General features: G+C 66.0%; 26 protein-coding genes. 18 read left to right on the forward strand and 8 right to left on the reverse strand.

The genetic code is table 11. From position 1 onward, the window contains the following. Positions 1–60 precede the first annotated feature (60 nt). From ACE3SL_RS03090 to tatC, 9 genes are all read left to right on the forward strand, one after another. Positions 61–726 carry a hypothetical protein gene (locus ACE3SL_RS03090; protein WP_374524294.1) on the forward strand — a complete coding sequence of 222 codons (666 nt, stop codon included), beginning with the start codon at positions 61–63 and terminating at the stop codon, positions 724–726. A 148-nt stretch (positions 727–874) separates the two neighbouring features. After that, on the forward strand, positions 875–2,602 hold the full coding sequence (gene argS, locus ACE3SL_RS03095; protein ID WP_374524295.1) for an arginine--tRNA ligase: 1,728 nt from the start codon (positions 875–877) through the stop codon (positions 2,600–2,602). After that, positions 2,602–3,435 (forward strand): SPOR domain-containing protein, encoded by an 834-nt coding sequence (locus ACE3SL_RS03100; RefSeq protein WP_374524296.1) that lies wholly within the window; start codon positions 2,602–2,604, stop codon positions 3,433–3,435. Before argS ends, ACE3SL_RS03100 begins: the two co-directional genes overlap by 1 nt. A 94-nt stretch (positions 3,436–3,529) precedes the next feature. Beyond that, positions 3,530–4,537: a beta-N-acetylhexosaminidase gene (nagZ, locus tag ACE3SL_RS03105; RefSeq protein ID WP_374524297.1), complete on the forward strand. Its 1,008-nt coding sequence runs from the start codon at positions 3,530–3,532 to the stop codon at positions 4,535–4,537. Continuing rightward, positions 4,537–5,307, forward strand: coding sequence for a ScpA family protein (locus ACE3SL_RS03110; protein ID WP_374524298.1), 771 nt, complete (start codon positions 4,537–4,539; stop codon positions 5,305–5,307). Before nagZ ends, ACE3SL_RS03110 begins: the two co-directional genes overlap by 1 nt. Further along, positions 5,304–5,897 (forward strand): SMC-Scp complex subunit ScpB, encoded by a 594-nt coding sequence (gene scpB / locus ACE3SL_RS03115; RefSeq protein ID WP_374524299.1) that lies wholly within the window; start codon positions 5,304–5,306, stop codon positions 5,895–5,897. Before ACE3SL_RS03110 ends, scpB begins: the two co-directional genes overlap by 4 nt. A 25-nt stretch (positions 5,898–5,922) precedes the next feature. After that, positions 5,923–6,150, forward strand: coding sequence for a twin-arginine translocase TatA/TatE family subunit (locus ACE3SL_RS03120; RefSeq protein WP_374524300.1), 228 nt, complete (start codon positions 5,923–5,925; stop codon positions 6,148–6,150). A 32-nt stretch (positions 6,151–6,182) separates the two neighbouring features. Next, on the forward strand, positions 6,183–6,575 hold the full coding sequence (gene tatB, locus ACE3SL_RS03125) for a Sec-independent protein translocase protein TatB (RefSeq protein ID WP_374524301.1): 393 nt from the start codon (positions 6,183–6,185) through the stop codon (positions 6,573–6,575). Continuing rightward, complete coding sequence (gene tatC / locus ACE3SL_RS03130; protein ID WP_374524302.1) at positions 6,572–7,378, forward strand: twin-arginine translocase subunit TatC; 807 nt, start codon at positions 6,572–6,574, stop codon at positions 7,376–7,378. The genes tatB and tatC overlap by 4 nt, the downstream gene beginning before the upstream one ends. Positions 7,379–7,398: 20 nt before the next feature. Here the strand turns inward: tatC and ACE3SL_RS03135 are convergent, their stop codons facing one another. Both ACE3SL_RS03135 and mgtE read right to left on the reverse strand, forming a co-directional pair. Continuing rightward, positions 7,399–7,527 carry an entericidin A/B family lipoprotein gene (locus tag ACE3SL_RS03135; RefSeq protein WP_237837872.1) on the reverse strand — a complete coding sequence of 43 codons (129 nt, stop codon included), beginning with the start codon at positions 7,525–7,527 and terminating at the stop codon, positions 7,399–7,401. A 222-nt stretch (positions 7,528–7,749) separates the two neighbouring features. Beyond that, entirely contained in the window at positions 7,750–9,210 is a 1,461-nt protein-coding gene (gene mgtE, locus ACE3SL_RS03140; RefSeq protein WP_374524303.1) for a magnesium transporter, read from the reverse strand. A gap of 169 nt (positions 9,211–9,379) precedes the next feature. Here mgtE and ACE3SL_RS03145 point away from each other — a divergent pair, with 169 nt between their 5' ends. Beyond that, entirely contained in the window at positions 9,380–9,832 is a 453-nt protein-coding gene (locus ACE3SL_RS03145; protein WP_374524304.1) for a peptidylprolyl isomerase, read from the forward strand. Positions 9,833–10,023: 191 nt separating this feature from the next. Here the strand turns inward: ACE3SL_RS03145 and ACE3SL_RS03150 are convergent, their stop codons facing one another. Continuing rightward, positions 10,024–11,157 carry a nitronate monooxygenase gene (locus tag ACE3SL_RS03150; RefSeq protein ID WP_374524305.1) on the reverse strand — a complete coding sequence of 378 codons (1,134 nt, stop codon included), beginning with the start codon at positions 11,155–11,157 and terminating at the stop codon, positions 10,024–10,026. Between the two features lie 207 nt (positions 11,158–11,364). On the opposite strand from ACE3SL_RS03150, the gene nadC reads away from it, so the two are divergent. The 3 genes from nadC (at position 11,365) to ACE3SL_RS03165 (ending at position 13,236) form a co-directional block, all read left to right on the forward strand. Next, on the forward strand, positions 11,365–12,210 hold the full coding sequence (gene nadC / locus ACE3SL_RS03155; RefSeq protein WP_374524306.1) for a carboxylating nicotinate-nucleotide diphosphorylase: 846 nt from the start codon (positions 11,365–11,367) through the stop codon (positions 12,208–12,210). Beyond that, complete coding sequence (locus tag ACE3SL_RS03160) at positions 12,197–12,913, forward strand: ribonuclease T(2) (protein ID WP_374524307.1); 717 nt, start codon at positions 12,197–12,199, stop codon at positions 12,911–12,913. Before nadC ends, ACE3SL_RS03160 begins: the two co-directional genes overlap by 14 nt. 95 nt (positions 12,914–13,008) lie before the next feature. Then, the gene (locus ACE3SL_RS03165; RefSeq protein WP_374524308.1) at positions 13,009–13,236 is read left to right on the forward strand and encodes a hypothetical protein; all 228 of its coding nucleotides are present in this window, start codon (positions 13,009–13,011) and stop codon (positions 13,234–13,236) included. Here the strand turns inward: ACE3SL_RS03165 and ACE3SL_RS03170 are convergent. Further along, on the reverse strand, positions 13,233–14,528 hold the full coding sequence (locus tag ACE3SL_RS03170; protein WP_374524309.1) for an MFS transporter: 1,296 nt from the start codon (positions 14,526–14,528) through the stop codon (positions 13,233–13,235). The genes ACE3SL_RS03165 and ACE3SL_RS03170 overlap by 4 nt on opposite strands. 147 nt (positions 14,529–14,675) lie before the next feature. On the opposite strand from ACE3SL_RS03170, the gene pgsA reads away from it, so the two are divergent. The 3 genes from pgsA to ACE3SL_RS03185 are packed head-to-tail and all read left to right on the forward strand — an operon-like array spanning position 14,676 to position 15,945. Next, on the forward strand, positions 14,676–15,248 hold the full coding sequence (gene pgsA, locus ACE3SL_RS03175) for a CDP-diacylglycerol--glycerol-3-phosphate 3-phosphatidyltransferase (RefSeq protein WP_374524310.1): 573 nt from the start codon (positions 14,676–14,678) through the stop codon (positions 15,246–15,248). Between the two features lie 5 nt (positions 15,249–15,253). Then, positions 15,254–15,505, forward strand: a complete 252-nt coding sequence (locus ACE3SL_RS03180) for a MoaD/ThiS family protein (protein ID WP_374524311.1) — start codon at positions 15,254–15,256, stop codon at positions 15,503–15,505. Then, on the forward strand, positions 15,502–15,945 hold the full coding sequence (locus ACE3SL_RS03185; RefSeq protein ID WP_374524312.1) for a molybdenum cofactor biosynthesis protein MoaE: 444 nt from the start codon (positions 15,502–15,504) through the stop codon (positions 15,943–15,945). Before ACE3SL_RS03180 ends, ACE3SL_RS03185 begins: the two co-directional genes overlap by 4 nt. On the opposite strand, the gene ACE3SL_RS03190 is transcribed toward ACE3SL_RS03185, so the two are convergent. Further along, complete coding sequence (locus tag ACE3SL_RS03190; protein WP_374524313.1) at positions 15,942–16,847, reverse strand: hydrogen peroxide-inducible genes activator; 906 nt, start codon at positions 16,845–16,847, stop codon at positions 15,942–15,944. The genes ACE3SL_RS03185 and ACE3SL_RS03190 overlap by 4 nt on opposite strands. Positions 16,848–16,975: 128 nt before the next feature. On the opposite strand from ACE3SL_RS03190, the gene ACE3SL_RS03195 reads away from it, so the two are divergent. After that, positions 16,976–17,443: an EF-hand domain-containing protein gene (locus ACE3SL_RS03195; protein WP_374524314.1), complete on the forward strand. Its 468-nt coding sequence runs from the start codon at positions 16,976–16,978 to the stop codon at positions 17,441–17,443. Here the strand turns inward: ACE3SL_RS03195 and trmFO are convergent. Then, positions 17,440–18,786: a methylenetetrahydrofolate--tRNA-(uracil(54)-C(5))-methyltransferase (FADH(2)-oxidizing) TrmFO gene (gene trmFO / locus ACE3SL_RS03200; protein ID WP_374524315.1), complete on the reverse strand. Its 1,347-nt coding sequence runs from the start codon at positions 18,784–18,786 to the stop codon at positions 17,440–17,442. The two genes, ACE3SL_RS03195 and trmFO, sit on opposite strands and share 4 nt — an antisense overlap. Positions 18,787–18,896: 110 nt before the next feature. Here trmFO and ACE3SL_RS03205 point away from each other — a divergent pair, with 110 nt between their 5' ends. After that, a complete protein-coding gene (locus ACE3SL_RS03205; RefSeq protein ID WP_374524316.1) occupies positions 18,897–19,562 on the forward strand; it encodes a lysoplasmalogenase in 666 nt (221 codons plus the stop codon). Here ACE3SL_RS03205 and ACE3SL_RS03210 read toward each other — a convergent pair. Next, entirely contained in the window at positions 19,559–20,080 is a 522-nt protein-coding gene (locus ACE3SL_RS03210; RefSeq protein WP_374524317.1) for a hypothetical protein, read from the reverse strand. The two genes, ACE3SL_RS03205 and ACE3SL_RS03210, sit on opposite strands and share 4 nt — an antisense overlap. Before the next feature lie 98 nt (positions 20,081–20,178). Further along, on the reverse strand, positions 20,179–21,039 hold the full coding sequence (locus tag ACE3SL_RS03215) for a TauD/TfdA dioxygenase family protein (RefSeq protein ID WP_374524318.1): 861 nt from the start codon (positions 21,037–21,039) through the stop codon (positions 20,179–20,181). Between the last annotated feature and the right edge of the window lie 122 nt (positions 21,040–21,161).

Genomic DNA, 21,161 nt, shown 5'->3' on the forward strand with positions numbered 1-21,161 from the left:
TCGAACAATCGGTTCGTCGAGCCTGCCCGAGATTTGGAAAGCCCGGTTTCTATGATGTTCATGCCCTCTTCGCCCCGAAAGATCATCGCCGTGCTGTGCGGAACCGCGGCCATGGCGACGGCGGCCGGCTGCGCGAAGGACAATGACATCGACGTGTCGGGCGGCGGCGCGGGCATCACCGCGACGCGTAGCACCTGCCCCGCGGTCGCGGTTCCGGCCTATACCGGGGATATCACCCTTTTTGACCCCGCGGCGAGCCGCGATGCGCGCGCGATCGACGTGGTGGCGACAATCACCAACCTCACGCCGCAGTGCAACGATCAGGGCGAAAAAGTCTATCAGCTCGCCGATTTCGACGTGATGGCGACCCGCCGCGACGCCGGGCCTGCGCGCACGGTGACCTTGCCCTATTTCTCGACCGTCGTGCAGGGCGGCACCGCCGTCGTCGCGAAGCGGATCGGCCAGGTGACGGTGAGCTTTGCCGAAGGGCAGGTGCGCGGCACCGGGCACGGCCAGGCGTCGGCCTATGTCGACCGCGCGGCGGCGACGTTGCCCGCCGACATTCAGGAGCGCATCACGCGCCGCCGCAAGGCGGGCGAGGAAGATGCCGCGATCGACCCGCTGAGCGTTCCCGAGGTCCGCGCCGCGGTGCAGCGCGCGAGCTTCGAACTGCTCGTCGGTTTCCAGCTCACGCAGGACCAGCTCGAATATAACGTCCGACGATAGGACGGGCGGCGGCGCAGTCGCGCCGTTCGCTTTCGCTTGTGCCCTGCCGCGCTGAGGCAGGGCTTTTCGCGTGCCTCTGGCTGGATTAGGGCGCTCGCGATAGTTCCATATAGACGGATTGTTCCGTCAAACTGAGGATAGGCCCGCCGTGACCCTGTTCAGCCGTTTCTCCGATCATATCGACACCGCGCTCGATGCGCTCGTCGCCCGTGATGCGCTTCCCGCCGGGCTCGACCGTAGCCCGATCAGCGTCGAGCCGCCGCGCGATCCGTCGCACGGCGATGTCGCGACCAACGCCGCGATGGTGCTCGCCAAGCCCGCGGGGACCAATCCGCGCGCGCTCGCCGAGCTGCTCGTCGCCGAACTCGGCGCGCTCGACGAGGTGACCGAGGCGAGCGTCGCGGGGCCGGGCTTCATCAATCTGCGGCTCGCCGATGATAGCTGGCGCGACGAACTGGCGCTGATCCACGCCGAGGGCGGCGATTACGGCCGCTCGGCGATGGGCAAGGGGCTGCGCGTCAATGTCGAATATGTCTCGGCCAACCCGACCGGCCCGATGCACGTCGGCCATTGCCGCGGCGCGGTCGTCGGCGACGCGCTCGCCGCGCTGCTCGAATATGCGGGGCACAAGGTCATCCGCGAATATTATGTCAACGACGCGGGCGCGCAGGTCGACGTGCTCGCGCGCTCGGTGCACGTGCGCTACCGCGAGGCGCTGGGCGAGGAGATCGGCGCGATCCCCGAGGGGCTCTATCCCGGCGATTATCTGAAGCCCGTCGCCGAGAAGCTCGCGGCCGAATATGGCGACCTTTATGTCGGCGCGCCCGAGAGCGCGTGGCTCGGCCTGTTCCGTGCCGAGGCGGTCAGCGCGATGATGGACATGATCCGCGCCGACCTCGCCAAGCTCGGCATCCACCACGACCTCTTCTCGTCGGAAGCCGAATTGCAGGCCGAGGGCAAGCCCGCCGCCGCCGAAAAGTGGCTGCGCGACCATGGCCTCGTCTATGATGGTCAGCTCGAGGCACCCAAAGGCGAGACTCCCGAGGATTGGGAGCCGGTCGAGTTGCCGCTGTTCCGCTCGACCGAATTCGGTGACGATCAGGACCGTCCGATCAAGAAGTCGGACGGCAGCTGGACCTATTTCGGGGCCGACCTTGCTTATCATTTCCAGAAAAGCCGGGACGCCGACGAACTCATTGACATCTGGGGCGCCGACCATGCGGGCACCGTCAAGCGGATCAAGGCGGCGGTCGCGGCGCTGACCGGTGGCAAGACGCGGTTCGACGTCAAGCTGGTCCAGATGGTCCGGCTGCTCAAGAATGGCGAGCCGTTCAAGATGTCGAAGCGCGCGGGCAATTTCGTCACGCTCGCCGACATCGTCGACGAGGTCGGCAAGGATGCGGTGCGCTTCACGATGCTGACGCGCAAGGCCGACGCGCAGATGGACTTTGACTTCGCCAAGGTCGTCGAGGCGTCGCGCGACAATCCGGTCTTCTATGTCCAATATGCCCATGCGCGGATCGCGTCGCTGAAGCGCAAGCTCGCCGAGGCAGGCGTCGATGCGGCGGCTCCCGATACCGCACGGCTCGACGACTATGAGCTCGGGCTGGTCAAGCTGCTCGCGCAATTCCCGCGGATCGTCGAGGCTGCGGCGTCGGCGCGCGAGCCGCATCGCATCGCTTTCTTCCTCGGCGAGGTCGCTGCGGCGTTCCACGCGTGGTGGAACATGGGTAACGATCGCCCCGAGGCGCGTGTCATTTTGGCAAACGATCCCGAACTGACCGCGACGCGGCTTTATTTGGCCGACGGAATCGGGCAGGTTATCCGAAACGGGCTCCACCTGATGGGAGTGGAAGCCCTTGAGGAGATGAGCTGATGGCGGGGAATGACGCGGATCAGGACGGCGCTGGCCGGAATGAAGGGGGCCAGAACGACGGCGGCCAGAACGATGGCGGTTTGGGGCTGGAAGGCGAGGACCGGCTGCCCTGGCTCGAAGCCGCCGACGATTATGACGAGGATGGCGAGGTTTCGCCCGTCCGCCTGCTGGTGATGGTGCTCGGCGGCCTGCTGCTGATCGGCGCCGTGCTGGGCGGCCTCTGGTGGCTCCAGAACGGCGGTGCGCGCGGGCAAGGCGAACTTATCGCAGCGCAGAAAGGCAATTATAAGGTCGCCCCGAAGAGCGATGGCGCGAAGACGTTCGAGGGCGAGGGCGATGCGAGCTTCGCCGCGACCGAGGGCGCCGCGCCCGGTGGTAAGGTCGATCCGACGCGGATGCCCGAGGAGCCGGCGGTGACGCCGGCTGAGCGTGAAGCCGCCGCCAAGGCCGAAAAAGCCAAGGCGGATGGCGAGAAAGCGGCAGCGGCGAAGGCCGAAGCCGCGCGCATCGCGGCGGCCGACAAAGGCAAGCCCAAGCCGGCTGCGATGTCGGTCAAGACGGCCGAAGCCGGCGCGAAAGACGCTGCACCGGCGGGCGGAACGGGGATGATCCAGCTTGGAGCGTTCAGCAGCGAAGCCGCGGCGAGCAGCGCCTGGACGAACCTGTCGAAGCGCTTTCCCTATCTCGCGAGCCTCGGCAAGTCGGTGTCGCCCGCGAAGGCCGGCGACAAGACCGTCTATCGCTTGCGCGCCTCGGCGGGATCGGCCGCCAATGCCGCATCGCTGTGCGGAAAATTGCGCGTTGCGGGTGAAAATTGCGTCGTCGTCCGCTGATTCGGCCCGTTTGGCCGCACCGGACATTGGTTCGCCTCTTTCGCCGTGCCATGTTGGGTCCGAGGGGGCGCCGGCCTATGGAGGTTGACGCACGATGATACCCGCGATTTTCGGGCTTTCGGGCCTGACCCTGACCGATGACGAGCGCGCCTTTTTTCGCGACAGCGAGCCTGCGGGCTATATTCTCTTCGGTCGCAATATCGAGAACCGCGAGCAGTTGCGGCGTTTGACCGACGATCTGCGCAGCCTCGACGGGCGCACTAACCTGCCGATCCTGATCGATCAGGAAGGCGGCCGGGTCGCGCGGATGAAGGCGCCCGAATGGCCCGATTTCCCGAGTGGCGCGGCGTTCGATGCGCTCTATGAGCGCGCGCCCGCGAGCGCGATCGAGGCGGCGCGGCTCAACGCGATGGCGCTGGCGTCGATGCTTTCGGAAGTCGGGATCACCGTCGATTGCTTGCCGCTGCTCGACGTGCGCCAACCGGGCGCCAGCGACGTGATCGGCGACCGCGCGCTCGGCAGCGAGCCGATGCGCGTCGCCGCGCTCGGCCGCGCGATCCTGAGCGGGCTGCAAGATGGCGGCGTCGTCGGCGTCGTCAAGCATATCCCCGGCCATGGCCGCGCGATGCTGGACACGCACGAGGCGCTGCCGACGGTCACCGCCTCGGATCATGATCTGCAAAGCGATCTCGCCCCCTTCGCGGCGCTCCGCGACGCGGCGATGGCGATGACCTGCCATGTCATTTTCGACGTATGGGATGCCGAGCGCCCTGCGACGCTGTCGCCGGTGGTGATCGACAGCATCATCCGCCAGCGCGTCGGGTTCCACGGCCTGCTGATGACCGACGACCTCGACATGAAGGCACTGTCGGGCGATGTTCCGTCGCGCGCCGCCGATGCGATCGCCGCCGGGTGCGACATCGCGCTCAATTGCTGGGCAAAGATGGACGACATGATCGGGATCGCCAAGGCGCTCGATCCGATCAGCACGCTCTCTCTCGCACGGCTCGAAGGCGCGATGGACCGCATCGTCGGCGACTCCGATCCGCGGCAGTTTGCGGTGCTCGTCGATCAGCGCGACGCTCTGCTGGCGCTGACCTGATGGAAGAGCTGCCGCTCGCCTTCGACCTGGCTCCGGCGGCGGCAGAGCGCGAGGATGCGTTGCAGCTCAATCTCGACAGCTGGGAGGGGCCGCTCGACCTGCTGCTGACGCTCGCGCGCAGCCAGAAGGTCGATCTCCGGCAGATCTCGATCCTCCAACTCGTCGAGCAATATCTCGCCTTCATCGCCGAAATGCGCGCGAAGCTGGAGGTCGCGGCCGATTATCTGGTGATGGCGGCGTGGCTGGCCTATTTGAAATCGGCGCTGCTGCTGCCAAAGGACCCGCTCGAGGAGCCGTCGCCCGACGAGCTGGCGCTGCGGCTGCAATTGCGGCTCCAGCGGCTCGCAGCAATGCGCGAGGCGGCGGCGCGGCTGCTGGCGCGCGACCGGGTCGGGCGCGACGTCTTCCTGCGTGCCAAGCCCGAAGGGCTGCGCGACGTCAAGGTACGGCGCTGGGATGCGAGCCTTTACGATCTTCTGTCGGCCTATGGGCAGGTCAAACTCAGGACCGAGCCCGTCGTGCATATGGTGGCGCGGCGCCCGGTGATCACGCTCGACGCCGCGCTCCAGCATCTCGAACGGATGATCGGGGTGCGGCTCGACTGGGCCGAGCTTTCCGATTTCCTGCCATCCGACTATCAGGGGCCGCTGCGGCGGTCGGCGATCGCATCGAGCTTCGTGGCGGCGCTCGAACTGGCGCGGCAGGGCCGGGTCGATCTCAAGCAGAACGGCGCGTTCGAGCCGCTTTATCTGAAGGCAGCCGGAGCATGATCGACGATCTGGAACGCGCGATAGAGGCGATGCTGTTCGCGAGCGACGAACCGCTCGATGCGCGGCAGGTAGCGGGACGACTTGGCGACGAAATGACGCCAGGCGCGGTGCGCGCGATCATCGTGGCGATCGCCGAACGTCACGCCGGCAGCGGGATCGAACTCGTCGAGCGCGGCGGTCACTGGCATTTCCAGACGCCCGCCGACCTCGCCCATCTGCTCCGCCGCGAGCGTGACGACCCGCGCAAGCTGTCGCGCGCGGCGGCCGAGGTGCTGGCGATCGTCGCCTATCACGAGCCGGTCAGCCGCGCCGAGATCGAGGCGATCCGCGGCGTCCAGACGTCGAAAGGCACACTCGACGTGCTGATGGAAGCCGAGTGGATCGCCCCAGCCGGGCGCCGCGAGGTTCCGGGGCGGCCGCTGATTTACAGGACGACCGACGCTTTCCTGCAGCATTTCGGCCTCGCCAGCCGCAAGGACCTGCCGGGAATCGAGGATTTGCGCGCAGCGGGCCTGCTCGATCCCGTCGATCTCGCCTTCGAGGAGGCGATGGGCGAACTGGACCTAGTAAAAGATGGGGAAGAGGCCTAGATAAAGGCCTCAAGGAGAATTCAAGATGGGTAGCTTTAGTCTCGTTCATTGGCTTGTCCTGGGCCTGATCATCCTGCTGTTGTTCGGCAAGGGACGCTTCTCGGACATGATGGGCGACGTCGCCAAGGGTCTGAAGAGCTTCAAGAAGGGCATGGCCGACGACGACACGCCGCCGCCCGCGCCGCGCCAGATCGACGGCCAGCGGGCGCCCGACGCGACCCCGACGCCGACCGCGGAAACCGAAATCCGCTGACCGCGGTCCGTTCGCGGGGGAAAGTTTAGTTCATGTTCGACGTCGCGCCCACCGAGTTGCTGCTCGTCGTGGTGGTGGCCTTGGTCGTCATCGGCCCCAAGGACCTTCCCAAGGCGATGCGTTTTGTCGGCAAATGGGTCGGCAAGGCGCGCGGCATGGCGCGCCATTTCCGCTCGGGGCTCGACACGATGATGCGCGAGGCCGAGCTCGAAGAACTCGAAAAGCAATGGCGCGCGCAGAACGACGCGATCATGCGCGAATTTCCGCGGGTCGATGAGGCGGGGGCAGGGACGCCGCCCTTGCTGCCCGCCGGGGACACGAGCGCGCCGACGACCGAAGCGCCGCCCGAAAATCCCGATTTCGCCGCAGCGGCGACCAAGCCCGAAACCCACGAAATACCGCCGCGGGACGGACCGCTGCCATGACGGTGGAAACGCCGGTTACGGCTGACGAGGATGGCGCCGGCGGCAAGATGCCGCTGCTTGACCATCTGATCGAGCTCCGCTCGCGCCTGCTCAAATCGCTGCTCGCGATCGGGGCGGCCTTTCTGCTCTGCCTCTATTTCGCGCGCGCCATTCTGACTGTGCTCGTTCACCCGCTTACCGAGGCGGGGCTAAAGAAGCTCATCTATACCAAGCCGACCGAAGCCTTTTTCGTCGAGATGAAGGTCGCGCTGTTCGCCGCGATCATGCTGGCCTTTCCGGTGATCGCGAACCAGCTGTGGAAATTCGTTGCGCCGGGTCTCTATCGCAAGGAAAAGCGCGCGCTGCTGCCCTTCCTGTTCGCGACGCCGATCCTGTTCGCGACGGGGGCCTGCTTCGCCTATTTCGTCACCATCCCAACCGCGCTGCACTTCCTGTTCGGATTCCAGCGCGACCTGGGGGGCGTGACGCAGGAGGCGCTGCCCGCGACCGGCGAGTATATCTCGTTCATCATGCAGTTTCTGATGGCGTTCGGCATCGCCTTCCTGTTGCCGATCCTGCTGATGCTGATCGAGCGCGCCGGGCTGGTCACGCGCGAGCAGCTGATCGGCGCCCGCCGCTACATGATCGTCGGGGCCTTCGCGATCGCCGCGGTCTTCACGCCGCCCGACGTGCTGAGCCAGCTGTTGCTCGCGATCCCGCTGGTGCTTCTCTATGAGCTGTCGATCGTCGCGATATGGTTCACCCAGCGCCGACGCAAAACAGGCGCCGAAGCGGCGCCTGTCGAGCCTCTCGAAGAGGCTTAGGGTAAGCGGGCAACGCCCGATCAGTGGATGGCGTCGCTACCCGCCTGGCCGACCGATTCGATATCGCGGCCAGCACCCTTCACCGTATTGCAGCCAGCGACCAGAAAGCTGGCGAGCAGGGTGAGGAGGATTACACGGACACTCGTCATATTCTTCACCTCTCAGGAACTGGTGCAAAATGGCCCGGCACGCTTTCGAGGGGGGGGGAGGGAATGCGGGCCGGGCCAATGTTGCTGAGCAGCGCTGCGGGGGGGCGATGACCGCTGCTCGAATGGGAAACGACCGGCGCGGCGGATAAGTTCCCGAAAAAAATTGCGGCGATGAATTTTTTTTCGCGATTCTTTTGAATCGCTTGAATCTCAAGGTTTTGATCAACTCATCGCAGTGAGGCCGCTCAGGACCGCGAGCCCCAGGAACGAGAAAAAGCCCATGATGTCGGTCAACGTGGTCACGAAAACCGCCGACGAAACCGCGGGGTCGATGTCGAACCGGTCGAGCGTCACCGGAACCAAGATGCCCGCAAGCCCCGCGACCAGATTGTTAATCAGCATCGCCGAGGCGATGACGATGCCGAGCAGCGGATTGCCGAAGATCAACGCGGTTCCGGTGCCGATCAGCACGCCGAGCGACAGGCCGTTGACCGTCGCGATGCGGAATTCGCGGAAGATCATGCGCAGCGTGTTCGATGCGGTCAGCTGATTGGTCGCGATCGCGCGCACGGTGACCGCCAGCGTCTGCGTGCCCGCATTGCCGCCCATGCCCGAGACGATCGGCATCAGCACCGCGAGCAGCGCGAATTTGGCGATCGCACCCTCGAAGAAGCCGACGACCGATGCGGCCAGCATTGCGGTGCCGAGATTGACGACCAGCCAGCTCAGCCGGGTGCGGATCGTCATGGCGATCGGTTCGTTGATGTCGCCGTCGCCCGCGCCGGACAGGCGAAGGATGTCCTCGCCAGCCTCTTCCTGAATGATGTGGACGATATCGTCGACGGTGATCATGCCGACGAGGCGCCCGGCCTTGTCGACGACCGCCGCGGAGATCAGCGCATATTTCTGAAAGCGCAGCGCGACCTCTTCCTGGTCCATATCGACCGGGATCAGCGTCTGTTCGCGTTTCATCAGGTCGCTGATCGCAATGGTGCGCGGCGCGCGCAAGATCCAGCTGAGCTGACAGGTGCCGACCGGGCGGTGCATCGGATCGACGACGAAGATTTCCCAGAAATCGGTGGCGAGATCGACATCCTCGCGGAGGCGGTCGATCACGTCGCCGACGGTCACATGCTCGGGCACCGCGACATATTCGCGCTGCATCAGGCGCCCGGCGGTTTCCTCGGGATAGGAGAGGGCGTCCTCGATCGCGGCGCGATCCTCGGGCTCCATCGCCTGGAGGACGGCCTGCTGCTCGTCCTCCTCCATGTCCTCGATGATCGCGACGGCGTCGTCGGTATCGAGTTCGGACGCGATTTCGGCCACTTGCTCCGGCGCGAGCAGATCGATCAGCCGCTCGCGCACATGGTCGTTCATCTCCGCGAGCACGTCGGGCGAGACCATGTCGCCGAGGACATGTGCGAGCAGCGGACGATCCTCGTCCGAGACGAGCTCGAACAGGTCGGCGATGTCGGCGGGGTGGAGACGGCCGACGCGATCACGCGCCGCCTCGACCTCGCCGGCTTCGGCAAGGTCGATCACGTCGCGGACGAAGGCCGGCTTCAGCCGGTCGTCCTCGTCGAGTTCGGTTTCAGCCTCGCGCTGCGCCGGGTCGCGATCGATCTCGCGATCGTCGGTGATGATCGCGTCGTCAGGGGGCAGGGATTCTTCGCGTTTGTCCATCGCGCGGTCCTCCCTGGAATGTGCGGCGTGTGATGTGGCTTCCGGCTTCCCCCTAGTCCCGCCGCCGCATGATGGCAACGCCGCGGAGCATGCTTTTTGTGCAATTAGGGCGTGGCTTTGCGGCGCGGCGCGGCTATGGGTCCGGCAAATCCCAAGCAAGGAGCAAATCATGTCCGACCAGACGCTCACCCTTTCGCTGTCGACCGGCGATGTCGTCATCCGCCTGCGCCCCGATCTCGCGCCGCAGCATGTCGAGCGGATCACGACGCTTGCCAAGGAAGGCTTTTACGACGGCGTCGTCTTTCACCGCGTGATCCCCGGCTTCATGGCGCAGGGCGGCGACCCGACGGGCACCGGCATGGGTGGCAGCAAGCTGCCCGATCTGCCGCAGGAATTCAGCAGCGAGCCGCATGTCCGCGGCGTCTGCTCGATGGCGCGCGCGCAGAACCCGAACAGCGCGAACAGCCAGTTTTTCATCTGCTTCGAGGACGCGCGCTTCCTCGACAATCAATATACCGTCTGGGGCGAAGTGATTGAAGGCATGGAAAATGTCGACGCGCTGCCCAAGGGCGAGCCGCCGCGCGAGCCGGGCAAGATCGTCAAGGCGACGGTTTCGGAATAATCTCCCTTTCGCTCTTTTTGTGCGAGCGGCGGTGAGTTCGCTTGCGCGTCAGGAGCGCGATCGGGGAATTATATGGCTGCGTGCTCCCGCGAAGGCGGGAGCCCATCTCCGGCAGGATCTGTTTCGAACCGCCGGATGATGGGTCCCCGCCTTCGCGGGGACACGCGTGCGCTCTATCGGGATGATTTTTCTTACTCTCCCACGAACCCGTTCAGCCGTTCGCAGGCGGCGATCCAGTCTTCCTTGAACGCCTGCACGACCTGTCCGGCGCCCATCGCCTCGTTCATCAGGCCCACGCCCTGGCCGACCCAATAGGTCGCGAGCGCCTTGGCGCCTTCGTGGCCGCCCTCCGACAATTTGTCGATCTTGCGGAGCGCGGGTTCGCTAACCAGTGATTGCAGCGGCATGGGAAGCGGCTTGGGCGCGCCTTCGGCTTCCCACGCGTCGGTCCATGGCGAGCGGAGCTGGCGCGAGGGCTTGCCCGTGCGACTCTTCGACCGCACCGTGTCGCGCGAGGTCGCGGCGAGCATCTTTTCCTTCACGACCGGATTGGTTTCGGCCTCGGCCGTGGTCAGCCACACCGATCCGGTCCAGGCGCCATGCGCGCCCATCGCCATCGCCGCTGCCATCTGGCGTCCGGTGACGATGCCGCCCGCCGCGAGGATCGGCGTGGTCGCGCCGACCGCCTCGACCGCTGCCGCGACCTCGGGCACCAGCACCATCGTCGCGACCTCGCCGCAATGGCCGCCCGCCTCGCCGCCCGCGACGACGAGGATATCGACCCCGGCGCGGACCTGCGCCAGCGCATGATCGCGGGTGCCGACGAGTGCGGCGACCGGAACGCCGTGCCGCTTGCCGAGGTCGAGCATCAGTTGCGGCGGCACCCCGAGCGCGTTGGCGATGAGCTTGATCGGGTGGCGGAAGGCGACTTCGAGCAGCTTGGCCGCGCCATCCTCGCGCAGATTCTCGCCGAAGCTCTGCCGCGCCTCCGCCGCAGCGTCGAGCCCGGCGGCATCGACGTCGAACTTGCCGAGCAACTCGGCGGCGAACTGCTTGTGGCTGTCGGGCACCTTGGGCAGCGCCGAGGGCGCCTCGCCCTTGCCCGCGAAGCTGTTCGGCACGATCAGGTCGACGCCATAGGGCAGGCCGCCGATATGCGCGTCGATCCATGCCAATTCCTCTTCGAGCCGCTCGGGCGGCAGCGAGGCAGCGCCGAACACGCCCATGCCGCCCGCCTTCGACACCGCGACGACGACGTCGCGGCAGTGCGAGAAGGCGAGCAGCGGAAATTCGATTCCGAGCATCGTGCAGATGGGGGATTGCAATTTTCTTCTCCCGATTACCCCACGCGTCATTGCGAACCCGGTGCAGCCGGGTGACGCAATCCAGGGCGGTTCGCGCCGATTCTGGATTGCCGCGTCGCCTTCGGCTCCTCGCAATGACGGAGTGGGCTTGGCTATTGGCATCTATGTCAGCGACAGTTGACGTAAACGTCAAGTTGATTTGCTACGCGAGCCGATTATCGCGGGCTTATGACCCAATTTTCTCTCCCCGGTTTCGACCTCGACGCTTTCGTCCGCAGCACGCTGGCCGAAGATCTCGGTTCGGGCGGCGACATCACCTCGATGGCGACCATCCCTGCCGATGCGCGCTTTTCAGGCGTGATGGACAGCCGCGATGCGATCACCGTCGCGGGATTGCCGATCGCCGAGCGATTCTTTCGCGCGCTCGACCCGGCGATGGAGATCGAGATATTGGTCGAGGAGGGCGAGAGCGTACCCGCGGGTAGCGACCTGATGCGGCTGTCGGGCAATGCGCGCGCGATGCTGACCGCCGAACGCTCGGCGCTCAACACGGTGCAGCACCTGTCGGGAATCGCGACGATGACGCGCACCTATGTCGATGCGCTGGCCGGGGGAGCGACACTGCTCGACACGCGCAAGACGATTCCCGGCCTGCGGGTGCTGGAGAAATATGCGACGCGGATGGGCGGCGCGACGAATCACCGCATGGGCCTCTGGGACGCGGCGATGATCAAGGACAATCATGTCGCGGTCGCCGGATCGGTCGAGGAGGCGGTGCGGCGCGCGGTCGCGGCGGGGATCGAGAACATCATCGTCGAGGTCGACCGGGTAGATCAAGTCGAGCCGGCGCTGAAGGCCGGGGCAACGCACCTGCTGCTCGACAATATGGGGCTCGACGCACTGCGGGAGGCGGTCGGACAAGTCGGCGGCCGGGTGCCGACCGAAGCGTCGGGGGGCGTGCGGCTCGACACGATCGGCGCGATCGGGGCGACAGGGGTGACCTATGTCTCCGTGGGCCGCCTCACGCAGTCGGCGCCGGCGGCGGACATCGGGCTCGACTTTGCGCTGGCTTAGCGCCGCCGCGCTTGCGCTGGTCCCGGTCGCGGCGCAGGCGCAATCGCTTGCCTGCTCCGCGCCCGACCGCATTCCCGTCCCGCGCCTCGAACAGCCGCGCCGCGGCGAACCCGTTCGCAAGCCGCCGGTCGCAGGCTATCTGCTGACATTGAGCTGGTCGCCGCAGCATTGCGCGGGGGTTCGCAGCGCCAGGGACGCGCGCGACCGCTTCCAATGCTCGGGCGAGAGTGGCCGCTTCGGTTGGGTGCTGCACGGGCTGTGGCCCGAGGCCGACAATCCGGGCTATCCGCAATGGTGCCGTCCGGCAAAGATCGTCCCGCAGCCAGTGCTGCGCCGGCATATGTGCATGACGCCTTCGGCGCAGCTGCTCCAGCATGAATGGGCCAAGCACGGGACCTGCATGAGTCCTCACCCCGCAGCCTATTTTCGCGCCGCCGAGATATTGTTCCGTACCGTGCGCTTCCCCGACATGAAGCGGCTCGCCGCAGCGCCGCAGACCGCCGGTAGCATCCGCCGCGCCTTTGCCACGATCAATCCGGGGTGGAAGGAAAGGATGATTGCAGTGGGCGTCGATCGCGACGGCTGGCTCGACGAGGTGCGTCTTTGCCTTGGCCCGCGGATGCGCCCGCAGCAATGCCGGCCGTTCCAGAAGGGCGCCGCCGACCGCCGCGCCGTGCGTGTGCGGCCGATGCCGGGCCGTTAAGTCTGGCGCCGGCTTTCGTCCCGGCGCGGGACAAGTGCGCCGTTAACGCTTTTTTAACCTTATCGACTCGTTAACGCCGCCCTAGCTTCGCGGGCATGGATTCGGACGGACAGATCGACATTCGCGGACGTCTGCGCGCGCAGGCCGCGCGGCAACTGACCATCGCGCGCCTTGGTGCGCCCGATGACTGGCAGGGCGAATTGCGCGAAGTGCTGCGCGCGCAGCGCGTGCTGCCGTCGCCATGGGCGCGGGGTAGCGATACCCGGCTGTTCCTCGAAAGTTTCGCGATCTTCTTCGTCGCGACGATGATGTTTCTGCTCTAATCGCAGGCGCGGTGGAGCTTCACCGCCAGCCAGGCGGAGACGAGGCACATCGCGGCGCTCATCAGCAATTGATCGACCGTTCCGACGCCCGCGAAGCCCAGGCCCATCGCGAGCAGGGAGCCCGCGACCATCGCGCCCGAATTGACGATATTGTTCGCGGCCACCGTCCGCGCGGTCTGGTCCTTGGGGACGGTCGTCGTCAGGAAAGCATAGAGCGGGACGACGAACATCCCGCCGCTGATCGCGATGCCGAGGAGGCTGAGCAGGAGCAGAACGACCTGCTTGTGCGCGAGGAAACCCTTGATGTCGTAAAGCTCGCCCGCCGGTTCGGTGCCCCAGTTGCGGCAGACCCAATAGAAGGCGAGGACGAACAGCGCCATCACGAGGACGCTCGCCGGGCTGTAGCGTGCCGAAACCTTGCCCTTGAGCAATTGATTGACGGCGACCGACCCGATCGCGATGCCGATCGAGAAGACCGCGAGGAACAGGCTCGCGACGCTCTTGTCGGCATGGAGGATATTCTTGGCGAGCGGCGGAAACTGGATGAACAGCACCGCGCCGATCGTCCAGAAGAAGCTGATCGACAGGATCGCGAGATAGAGGCGCGGGATGTGCATCGTCGCGCGGACGAGTGCGTTCGACGAGCGGATGATGTGCCAGTCGATCCCCGTTTCCTCGTGCTGGGGCGGCGCGGGGGGCACCTTGCGCCCGGTCCAGTAACCGAGCGCGGCGACGAGAACGACGCCGAGCGCGGCCCATTCGACCGCGATTACCCCGGCGAGAATCGTGCCGGCGAGGATGGCGATATAGGTTCCCGCCTCGACGAGGCCGGTGCCGGCGAGAACCTCGTCGTTTTCGAGATGCTGGGGCAGGATTGCATATTTGATCGGGCCGAAGAAGGTCGAGTGGATGCCCATCGCGAACAGCGCGAGCATCATCAGCGGGATGGCGACGAGATGGACGGCAAGGCCCATCCACGCGAGCACGAGGCCCGTGCCGCCGACGAACATGATCAATATCTCGCAGAATTTGATGATGCGGATGAGCATCGCCTTGTCGCGCGTATCGGCAAGCTGTCCCGCCAGTGCGGAGAGCAGGAAGAAGGGGAGGATGAACAGGCCGGTCGCGACCGCACTGAACAGCGTCTCCGACGCCTCGTCGTTGAACACGCCATAGACGACGAACAGCACCATCGCGTTCTTGAACAGATTGTCGTTGAAGGCGCCGAGCAGCTGGGTGACGAACAGAGGAAGGAACCGGCGTTGATTCAGCAGCGCGAAGGAACCGGTCATTGAAAATCCATGGTTGCAGCCCGACATGCCGACAAGTGCTGCCCCGGAAACTCCCCCCAAAGGCAATCCTGTTGTCGCGAGGGGGGCTTATCGGTTAGGGCGGATGGGGTCAAAGCCCATTTTGGAACGGACGAACCTTCGGGGATCATGCTCAGCCTTCCCAATATCCTGACGCTGTCGCGCATTCTGGCGGTTCCCATCCTGCTTTTCCTGCTGTGGCCTGGCGTGACCGAAGGGACCTTGCAGCCGAAACCGATCGATTATGCGCTGGCCTTCGGTCTCTATTGCCTGATGGGCGTTACCGACTATTTCGACGGCTATGTGGCGCGCGCGCGCGGGATCGTGTCGCGGCTCGGCGCCTTCCTCGATCCGATCGCCGACAAGATCATGATTGCGGCGGTGATCCTGCTGCTCGTCTTCACGCGCGACATCGCGGGCTATCATGTCATCGCGGCGCTGATGATCCTGTTGCGCGAGATCATCGTGTCGGGGCTGCGCGAATTCCTCGCGACCTTGCAGGTGTCGATGCCGGTGACCCAGCTCGCCAAATGGAAGACGACCTTTCAGCTCATCGCCTTCGGCGCGCTGATCCTTGCCGGCGCGCTGCCGGCGATGGCGTGGATCAAGATCGTCGGGCTCGCCTCGCTGTGGGGCGCGGCGGTGCTGACGCTGATCACCGGCTGGGATTATCTGCGCGTCGGCCTCAAGCATATGGATTGAGCGCGATGGCGCTGCATATCTCTTATTTCTCCTGGGTGCGCGAACGGATGGGGGTCGCGGAAGAGCGGGTCGATGCCCCGGTCGATGTGACGACCGTGGGCGATCTGGTGCGCTGGCTCGCGGCGCGGGACGAGCGCGGCGCCTTCGCTTTCGCCGAGCCGGGGCGCATTCGCGCGGCGATCGGTGGCGCCATGGCCGGTTCCGAAGCGCTGCTCGGCGATGAGGTGGCGCTGTTCCCGCCGGTGACGGGCGGATGATCCGCGTTCTCGTTCAGGCGGAGGCGATCGACGTTCCGGCCGAGCTCGATCGGCACGACGCCGGGGGGCATGGCGCCAGCGCGAGTTTCGTCGGGCGGGTGCGCGGCGATGAGGGGCTGACCGAATTGTTCCTCGAACATCATCCGGTGCTGACCGCCTCAGGGCTCGCTGAACTCGCCCATGCCGCCACCGATCGCTGGGGACTCGCGGCGTTGACGCTGATCCACCGCGTCGGCGCGCTGGCTCCCGGCGAGACGATCGTGCTGGTGCTCGCAAGCAGCCGGCATCGGGCGGAGGCGCTGGCCGCGACCGAGTTTCTGATCGACCGGCTCAAGACCGATGTGATGCTGTGGAAGCGCGAGAGCTTCGCCGACGGGCGCATCCGGTGGGTAGAGCCGCGCGACAGCGATGATGATCGCGCGGAGCGGTGGAATCCCTAATTCGCCTGATGCTTGCGGAAGATGTCGGCGAGCATCCGGAACTCGTCGGCGCGCGGGCTGCCCTTGCGCCAGACGAGCGCGATGGTGCGCCAGTCGTGGTCCGAATCGAGCGGGCGCGTGTCGATGTCGGTGTGATCGAGGATTCCGGCCTCGATCGCCATCTGCGGCAGCATCGTGATGCCAAGGCCATTGTCGACCATCTGGACGAGCGTGTGAAGCGAGGTCCCCATCATCCGCGCGCCGGCGCGCAGCTCGGGCCGGTTGCACGCGGCGAGCGCATGATCCTTCAGGCAATGCCCGTCCTCGAGCATCAGCATCTGCGCGGGGTCGATCTGATCGGCGCTGACCATGGCGGGCAGGTTTTCGGCCTGCTCGCCGGGGAAGGCGACGAACAACGCGTCGTCGAACAATTTCTCGCTCTCGACGTCGCCGCAGGCATAGGGGAGGGCGAGGAGCACACAGTCGACCATGCCGTGATGGAGCGATTCGCACGCCTGTGCGCTCGGCTCCTCGCGCAGGAAGAGCTTGAGCGACGGGCGTTCCTTGCGGAGGCGCGGAAGCAGGCCGGGGAGCAGGAAGGGCGCGATCGTCGGGATGACGCTCATGCGCAGTTCGCCGACCAGCGGCGCCGCGGCGGCCGCGGCCATGTCGGCGAGTTCCTCGGCCTCGCGGAGCACGCGGTGGGCCTTGTCGACGATCTTGTCGCCGAGCCCTGTGAAGCGGACGACGCGGCGGGTGCGCTCGACGAGGGTCTGGCCGAGCAGCGTCTCAAGCTCGCGAATGCCCGCCGAGAGGGTCGACTGGGTGACGTTGCAGGCGTCGGCGGCGCGGCCGAAATGGCCGTGCTCGTGGAGCGCGACCAGATATTGCATCTGCTTCAGCGATGGCAGGTAATTTTGCATTGATCGGATATAGCAATTGCGTTGCCGATTTTGAACAATCTTTCCGATCAACATTTGTCGCCAATATGGCGGCGTCTGTTGCTGGTCTTCTCCGCGCCGTGATAGCAAGCCTACCATCGGAGGGATGCATGGCGATTTCCAGATTCCTGATCGGCGGTATTGCGAGCGCATTGCTGCTCACCGGCGGGCTTTTCATGTGGAAGGGCTATAGCCAGATCGCCGAGGAAGAGGTGCTGCCCGAGCCGCCGCCGGGACTACCCGCCATCCCCGTTGCGGGGGCGAACGCGCCGAGGCGCGGGCCGGCGCCGCCGGCGTTGCCCGCCGCGAAGGAGGCGTCGCGCGAGGAACGGCGTTTCAACCGCTTCGACCGCGACCGTAACGACCGGATCAGCCGCGTCGAGCTGATGTCCTCACGCACCGCGGCGTTCCGCAAGCTCGACAAGGACGGCAACAATCTGCTGACCTTCGAGGAATGGGCGGCGGCGACGGGCGAACGCTTTGCAAAGGCCGATGGCGACCGATCGGGCGACCTGACGCGCGCCGAGTTCGCGACCACGGCGCCGAAGCGGGTCGTGAAGCCGAAGTGCGGCTGCTAGGCCGCGACGCCGTCGGCCAGCTTCATCCACTCCGCCAGCGCCCGCCCGGCGCGCTGCGTATAGCCGAGCTTGCGGTCCTTCTTGCGGACATCTTCGGCGAGCGGCGGGAAGAGGCCGAAATTGACGTTCATCGGCTGATAGGAGGACGCGTCGGCGCCGCCGGTGATGTGGCCGAGAAGCGCGCCGAGTGCGGTTTCCGGCGGTGGCGGGGGCAGGGCGCGGCCCGCCAGCTCGGCGATGGCGAAGCGCGCAGCCGCGAGGCCGATCGCGGCACTCTCGACATAGCCTTCGCAGCCCGTGATCTGGCCGGCGAAGCGTATGTGCGGCGCCGATTTGAGGCGTAGCTGCTGATCGAGCAGTTCGGGCGAGCGGATGAAGCTGTTGCGATGGAGGCCGCCAAGGCGGGCGAATTCGGCTTTCTCGAGACCGGGGATGGTGCGGAACAGTTCGACCTGTGCGCCGTGCTTGAGCTTGGTCTGGAAGCCGACCATGTTCCACAAGGTGCCGAGCGCATTGTCCTGCCTGAGCTGGACGACGGCATAGGGCCAGCGCCCCGTGCGCGGATTGTCGAGGCCAACCCCTTTCATCGGACCGAAGCGCAAGGTTTCGACCCCGCGCTCCGCCATGACCTCTATCGGCATGCAGCCCTCGAAATAGGGCGTGTCCTTTTCCCAGTCCTTGAAGTCGGTCTTGTCGCCGTCGATCAGCCCCTGGACGAAGGCGTGATACTGGTCCTTGTCCATCGGGCAGTTGATATAATCCTTGCCGTCGCCGATCGGCCCGACCTTGTCCCAGCGGCTTGCCATCCATGCGACGTCCATGTCGATGCTGTCGCGGTAGACGATCGGCGCGATCGCGTCGAAAAAGGCGAGGGCGTCCTTGCCGGTCGCGGTGCCGATGCTCTCGGCGAGGCCCGAGGCGGTGAGCGGGCCGGTAGCGACGATCGTCAGGCCTTCGCTCGGGAGCGTGTCGATGCGCTCGCGGACGATGGTGACGTTCGGATGGTTTTCGAGCGCGCTCGTGACGCCGCCCGAGAAAAGGTCGCGATCGACCGCGAGCGCCGAACCTGCGGGCACCTTGGTGGCATCGGCCTCGCGCATGATGATCGAGCCGAGCACGCGCATCTCGCGGTGGAGCAGGCCGACGGCGTTGCTGTCGCCGTCGTCGCTGCGAAAGCTGTTCGAGCAAACCATTTCGGCGAGGGTGTCGCCCTGATGCGCCGGCGTCATGTCGCCGCCGCCGCGCATTTCGGACAGGCGCACGCGATAGCCCGCCTCGGCGAGCTGCCAAGCCGCCTCGGAACCGGCAAGGCCGCCGCCGATGATGTGAATGTCCTGCGTCATTTACCCTGTCCGTTGTCTTGCGAGGGGTAGGCCGCGCGCACCGGTTGACTTGCGCGGCAGTTGCCGCGCACTAGGCTCCTTGCGAACAAGATGCAAAGGGGTGGCGTTCGGTGGCGGAACAGGGTTGGGATCGGCTGCACTGGCTGTGGTGGCTCGCGCTGCTGGGCGGCATCAGCTTCTTCGGCGCAGTCTTTCTGCGGCTCGATGGCCCGGCGATCTGGGCGTGGAAGACGAGCGGTGTCGGTCTTCTCGCCGTGTGGGCAGCCGCGAACGCGCGAAACACCGGCGGCTGGATGATCGCTGCGGTGCTGGGTTTCGGGGCGCTTGGCGACTGGCTGCTCGATGCCGTCGGATTGGTTCCGGGCGCGATCGCCTTCGCAGCCGGGCACCTGATCGCGATCGCGCTCTATCTTCGCAACCGGCGGCGAAAGCGCACGGTGTCGCAGACGATGCTCGGCCTTTTGACGGTGCCGCTCGCGCTGCTGATCGCCTGGGGGCTGACGAAGAGCGCACCGGCCGGCCAGATGGGCGCCGCGATCGGCTATACCGCGATCGTCGCGGCAATGGCCGCGACCGCTTGGGCGAGCCGCTTTCCGCGCTATCGCACCGGAATCGGCGCAATGATGTTCCTTGCCAGCGACCTCTTCATCTTCGCAGGCGAAGGAGGCGTATTGTCCCGGGACGTCACGATATGGTTCGTGTGGCCGCTCTATTTCGCAGGACAGGCGCTGATCGCATGGGGCGTGGTCGGGACGCTCGTGCGCGACGAGGCTTAATCTTCGCCGCGGAGGCAGGATGCCATCCACGCGGCATCCTCGGGCTCCGGTCCTTCGCCGCCAAGGCTGCGGACCTTCGGCAATCCGGCGGCCGGCCGCGCGGCGGCGCAACGGAAAGATGTGCCGGCTTCGGTGCCGTACAGCCTGTTCCCGCACGCATGGAGCGTCTGATCGGAGGTGCTCCAGCCGACTTTCTCCGCGTTTGCGGGGGCCTGGCCGGCACAATAGGTGTCGGTTTCCGACCCCGGGTCGCCGCAGATCTTGTCGATGTCCGCGCGATTTCCTTCGGCCCTCGCGATGAAGCGCTGCGTATAATAAGCGTTGGTCGCGAAATCGCGCTGGACACCGCACACCCGCGCGCCGCGCTGCGCCGTCAGCGTGTAGGAGCAGATGCGCGAGCCCTGATAGGTCTCGCAGCTCATCCATGCGCCATCGAAGGGGGCACGCTTCCTTTCAGCGGTGGCTCCGCCCGTCAGAAGTGCGGCGAGCGGGAGGATGGCGAGCGGGACAAGGCGCATGGAAAATCTCCGTAGGCGGGGTCGACGGGCCGCACTTACCGGCATCCGGACGCATCGCAAATGCACCGGATCACAGATAGTCCCTTTATTGGAATGCTTTAGGCCTGCCCGTCCCACGCCGCGACCGTCGTGCGATGGAGCAGGCGGTCGTAGCCGTCATAGCCCCCGGTCGCGCGGTGGAGCACCGAGCGATTGTCCCACATGACGAGCATGTCGGGTTCCCAAGCGTGGCTGTAGCGAAACTCCTCGCGTCCCTGCCATTGGGCCAGCTCATAGAGCAAAGGCAGGCCTTCGGCATCGTCGAGGCCGTCGAAGCCGATAATATAGCCCGCGCAGCCGAACAGGCCCTTGCGCCCGGTTTCGGGATGCTCGCGAATGAAGGGGTGAAGTTGCGTGTCGAGCGCTTCGTCGCTCGAACGGATATCCATGCTCCGCCCGCCCGGTCCCTTAGGGTCGTTCGCGCCGTACATGCCTTGGGGCGCGTAGCCGCCCCGCGCGCTGTGGACCGCCAGCAGCCCCTCGACGCGGGCGCGAAGATCGGCGGGCATCGCATCGAGCGCGGCATGCTGGTTGGAAAATTCGGTGTTGCCGCCGACCGGCGGGATGGTGATGCCGAACAGGCAGGTTCCCGCGGGCGGGCGATCCTGGAAACTCCAGTCGCTATGCCAGTTTTCGGCGAAGAGCGGCGCGGTTTCGTCGGCCTTGCGCTTCACCGCGATGATATGTTCGTGGCCCGGAATCGGGCGGATGAAGGGATCGTCGCCGAAGCCGCCGAAATAGCCGGTGAAGCGTTCGAGATCCTCCTCGCTCATCTTCTGCTCAGGGAAGGCGAGGACATGATGATCGAGCCATGCCGCGCGGATTTCGGCGATGGTGGTTTCATCGAGAGGCTGCGTCAGATCGATGCCGGTCACGCGCGCGCCGCACGCCTGACCGCTGGGGGTGATGGTGAGCGTCATGGCGCGATGCTGCGCCGAATGGGTGGGAAGGTCAATCGGGATGGCGGGTATCGACCGGAAGGGGACAAGCCAAAGCTATACTCCCGTTCGTGTCGAGCGAAGTCGAGACACGCGAAGGCTGG

Origin of the sequence: Sphingopyxis sp., from assembly GCF_041916015.1 — a bacterium.
Taxonomy (GTDB): domain Bacteria; phylum Pseudomonadota; class Alphaproteobacteria; order Sphingomonadales; family Sphingomonadaceae; genus Sphingopyxis.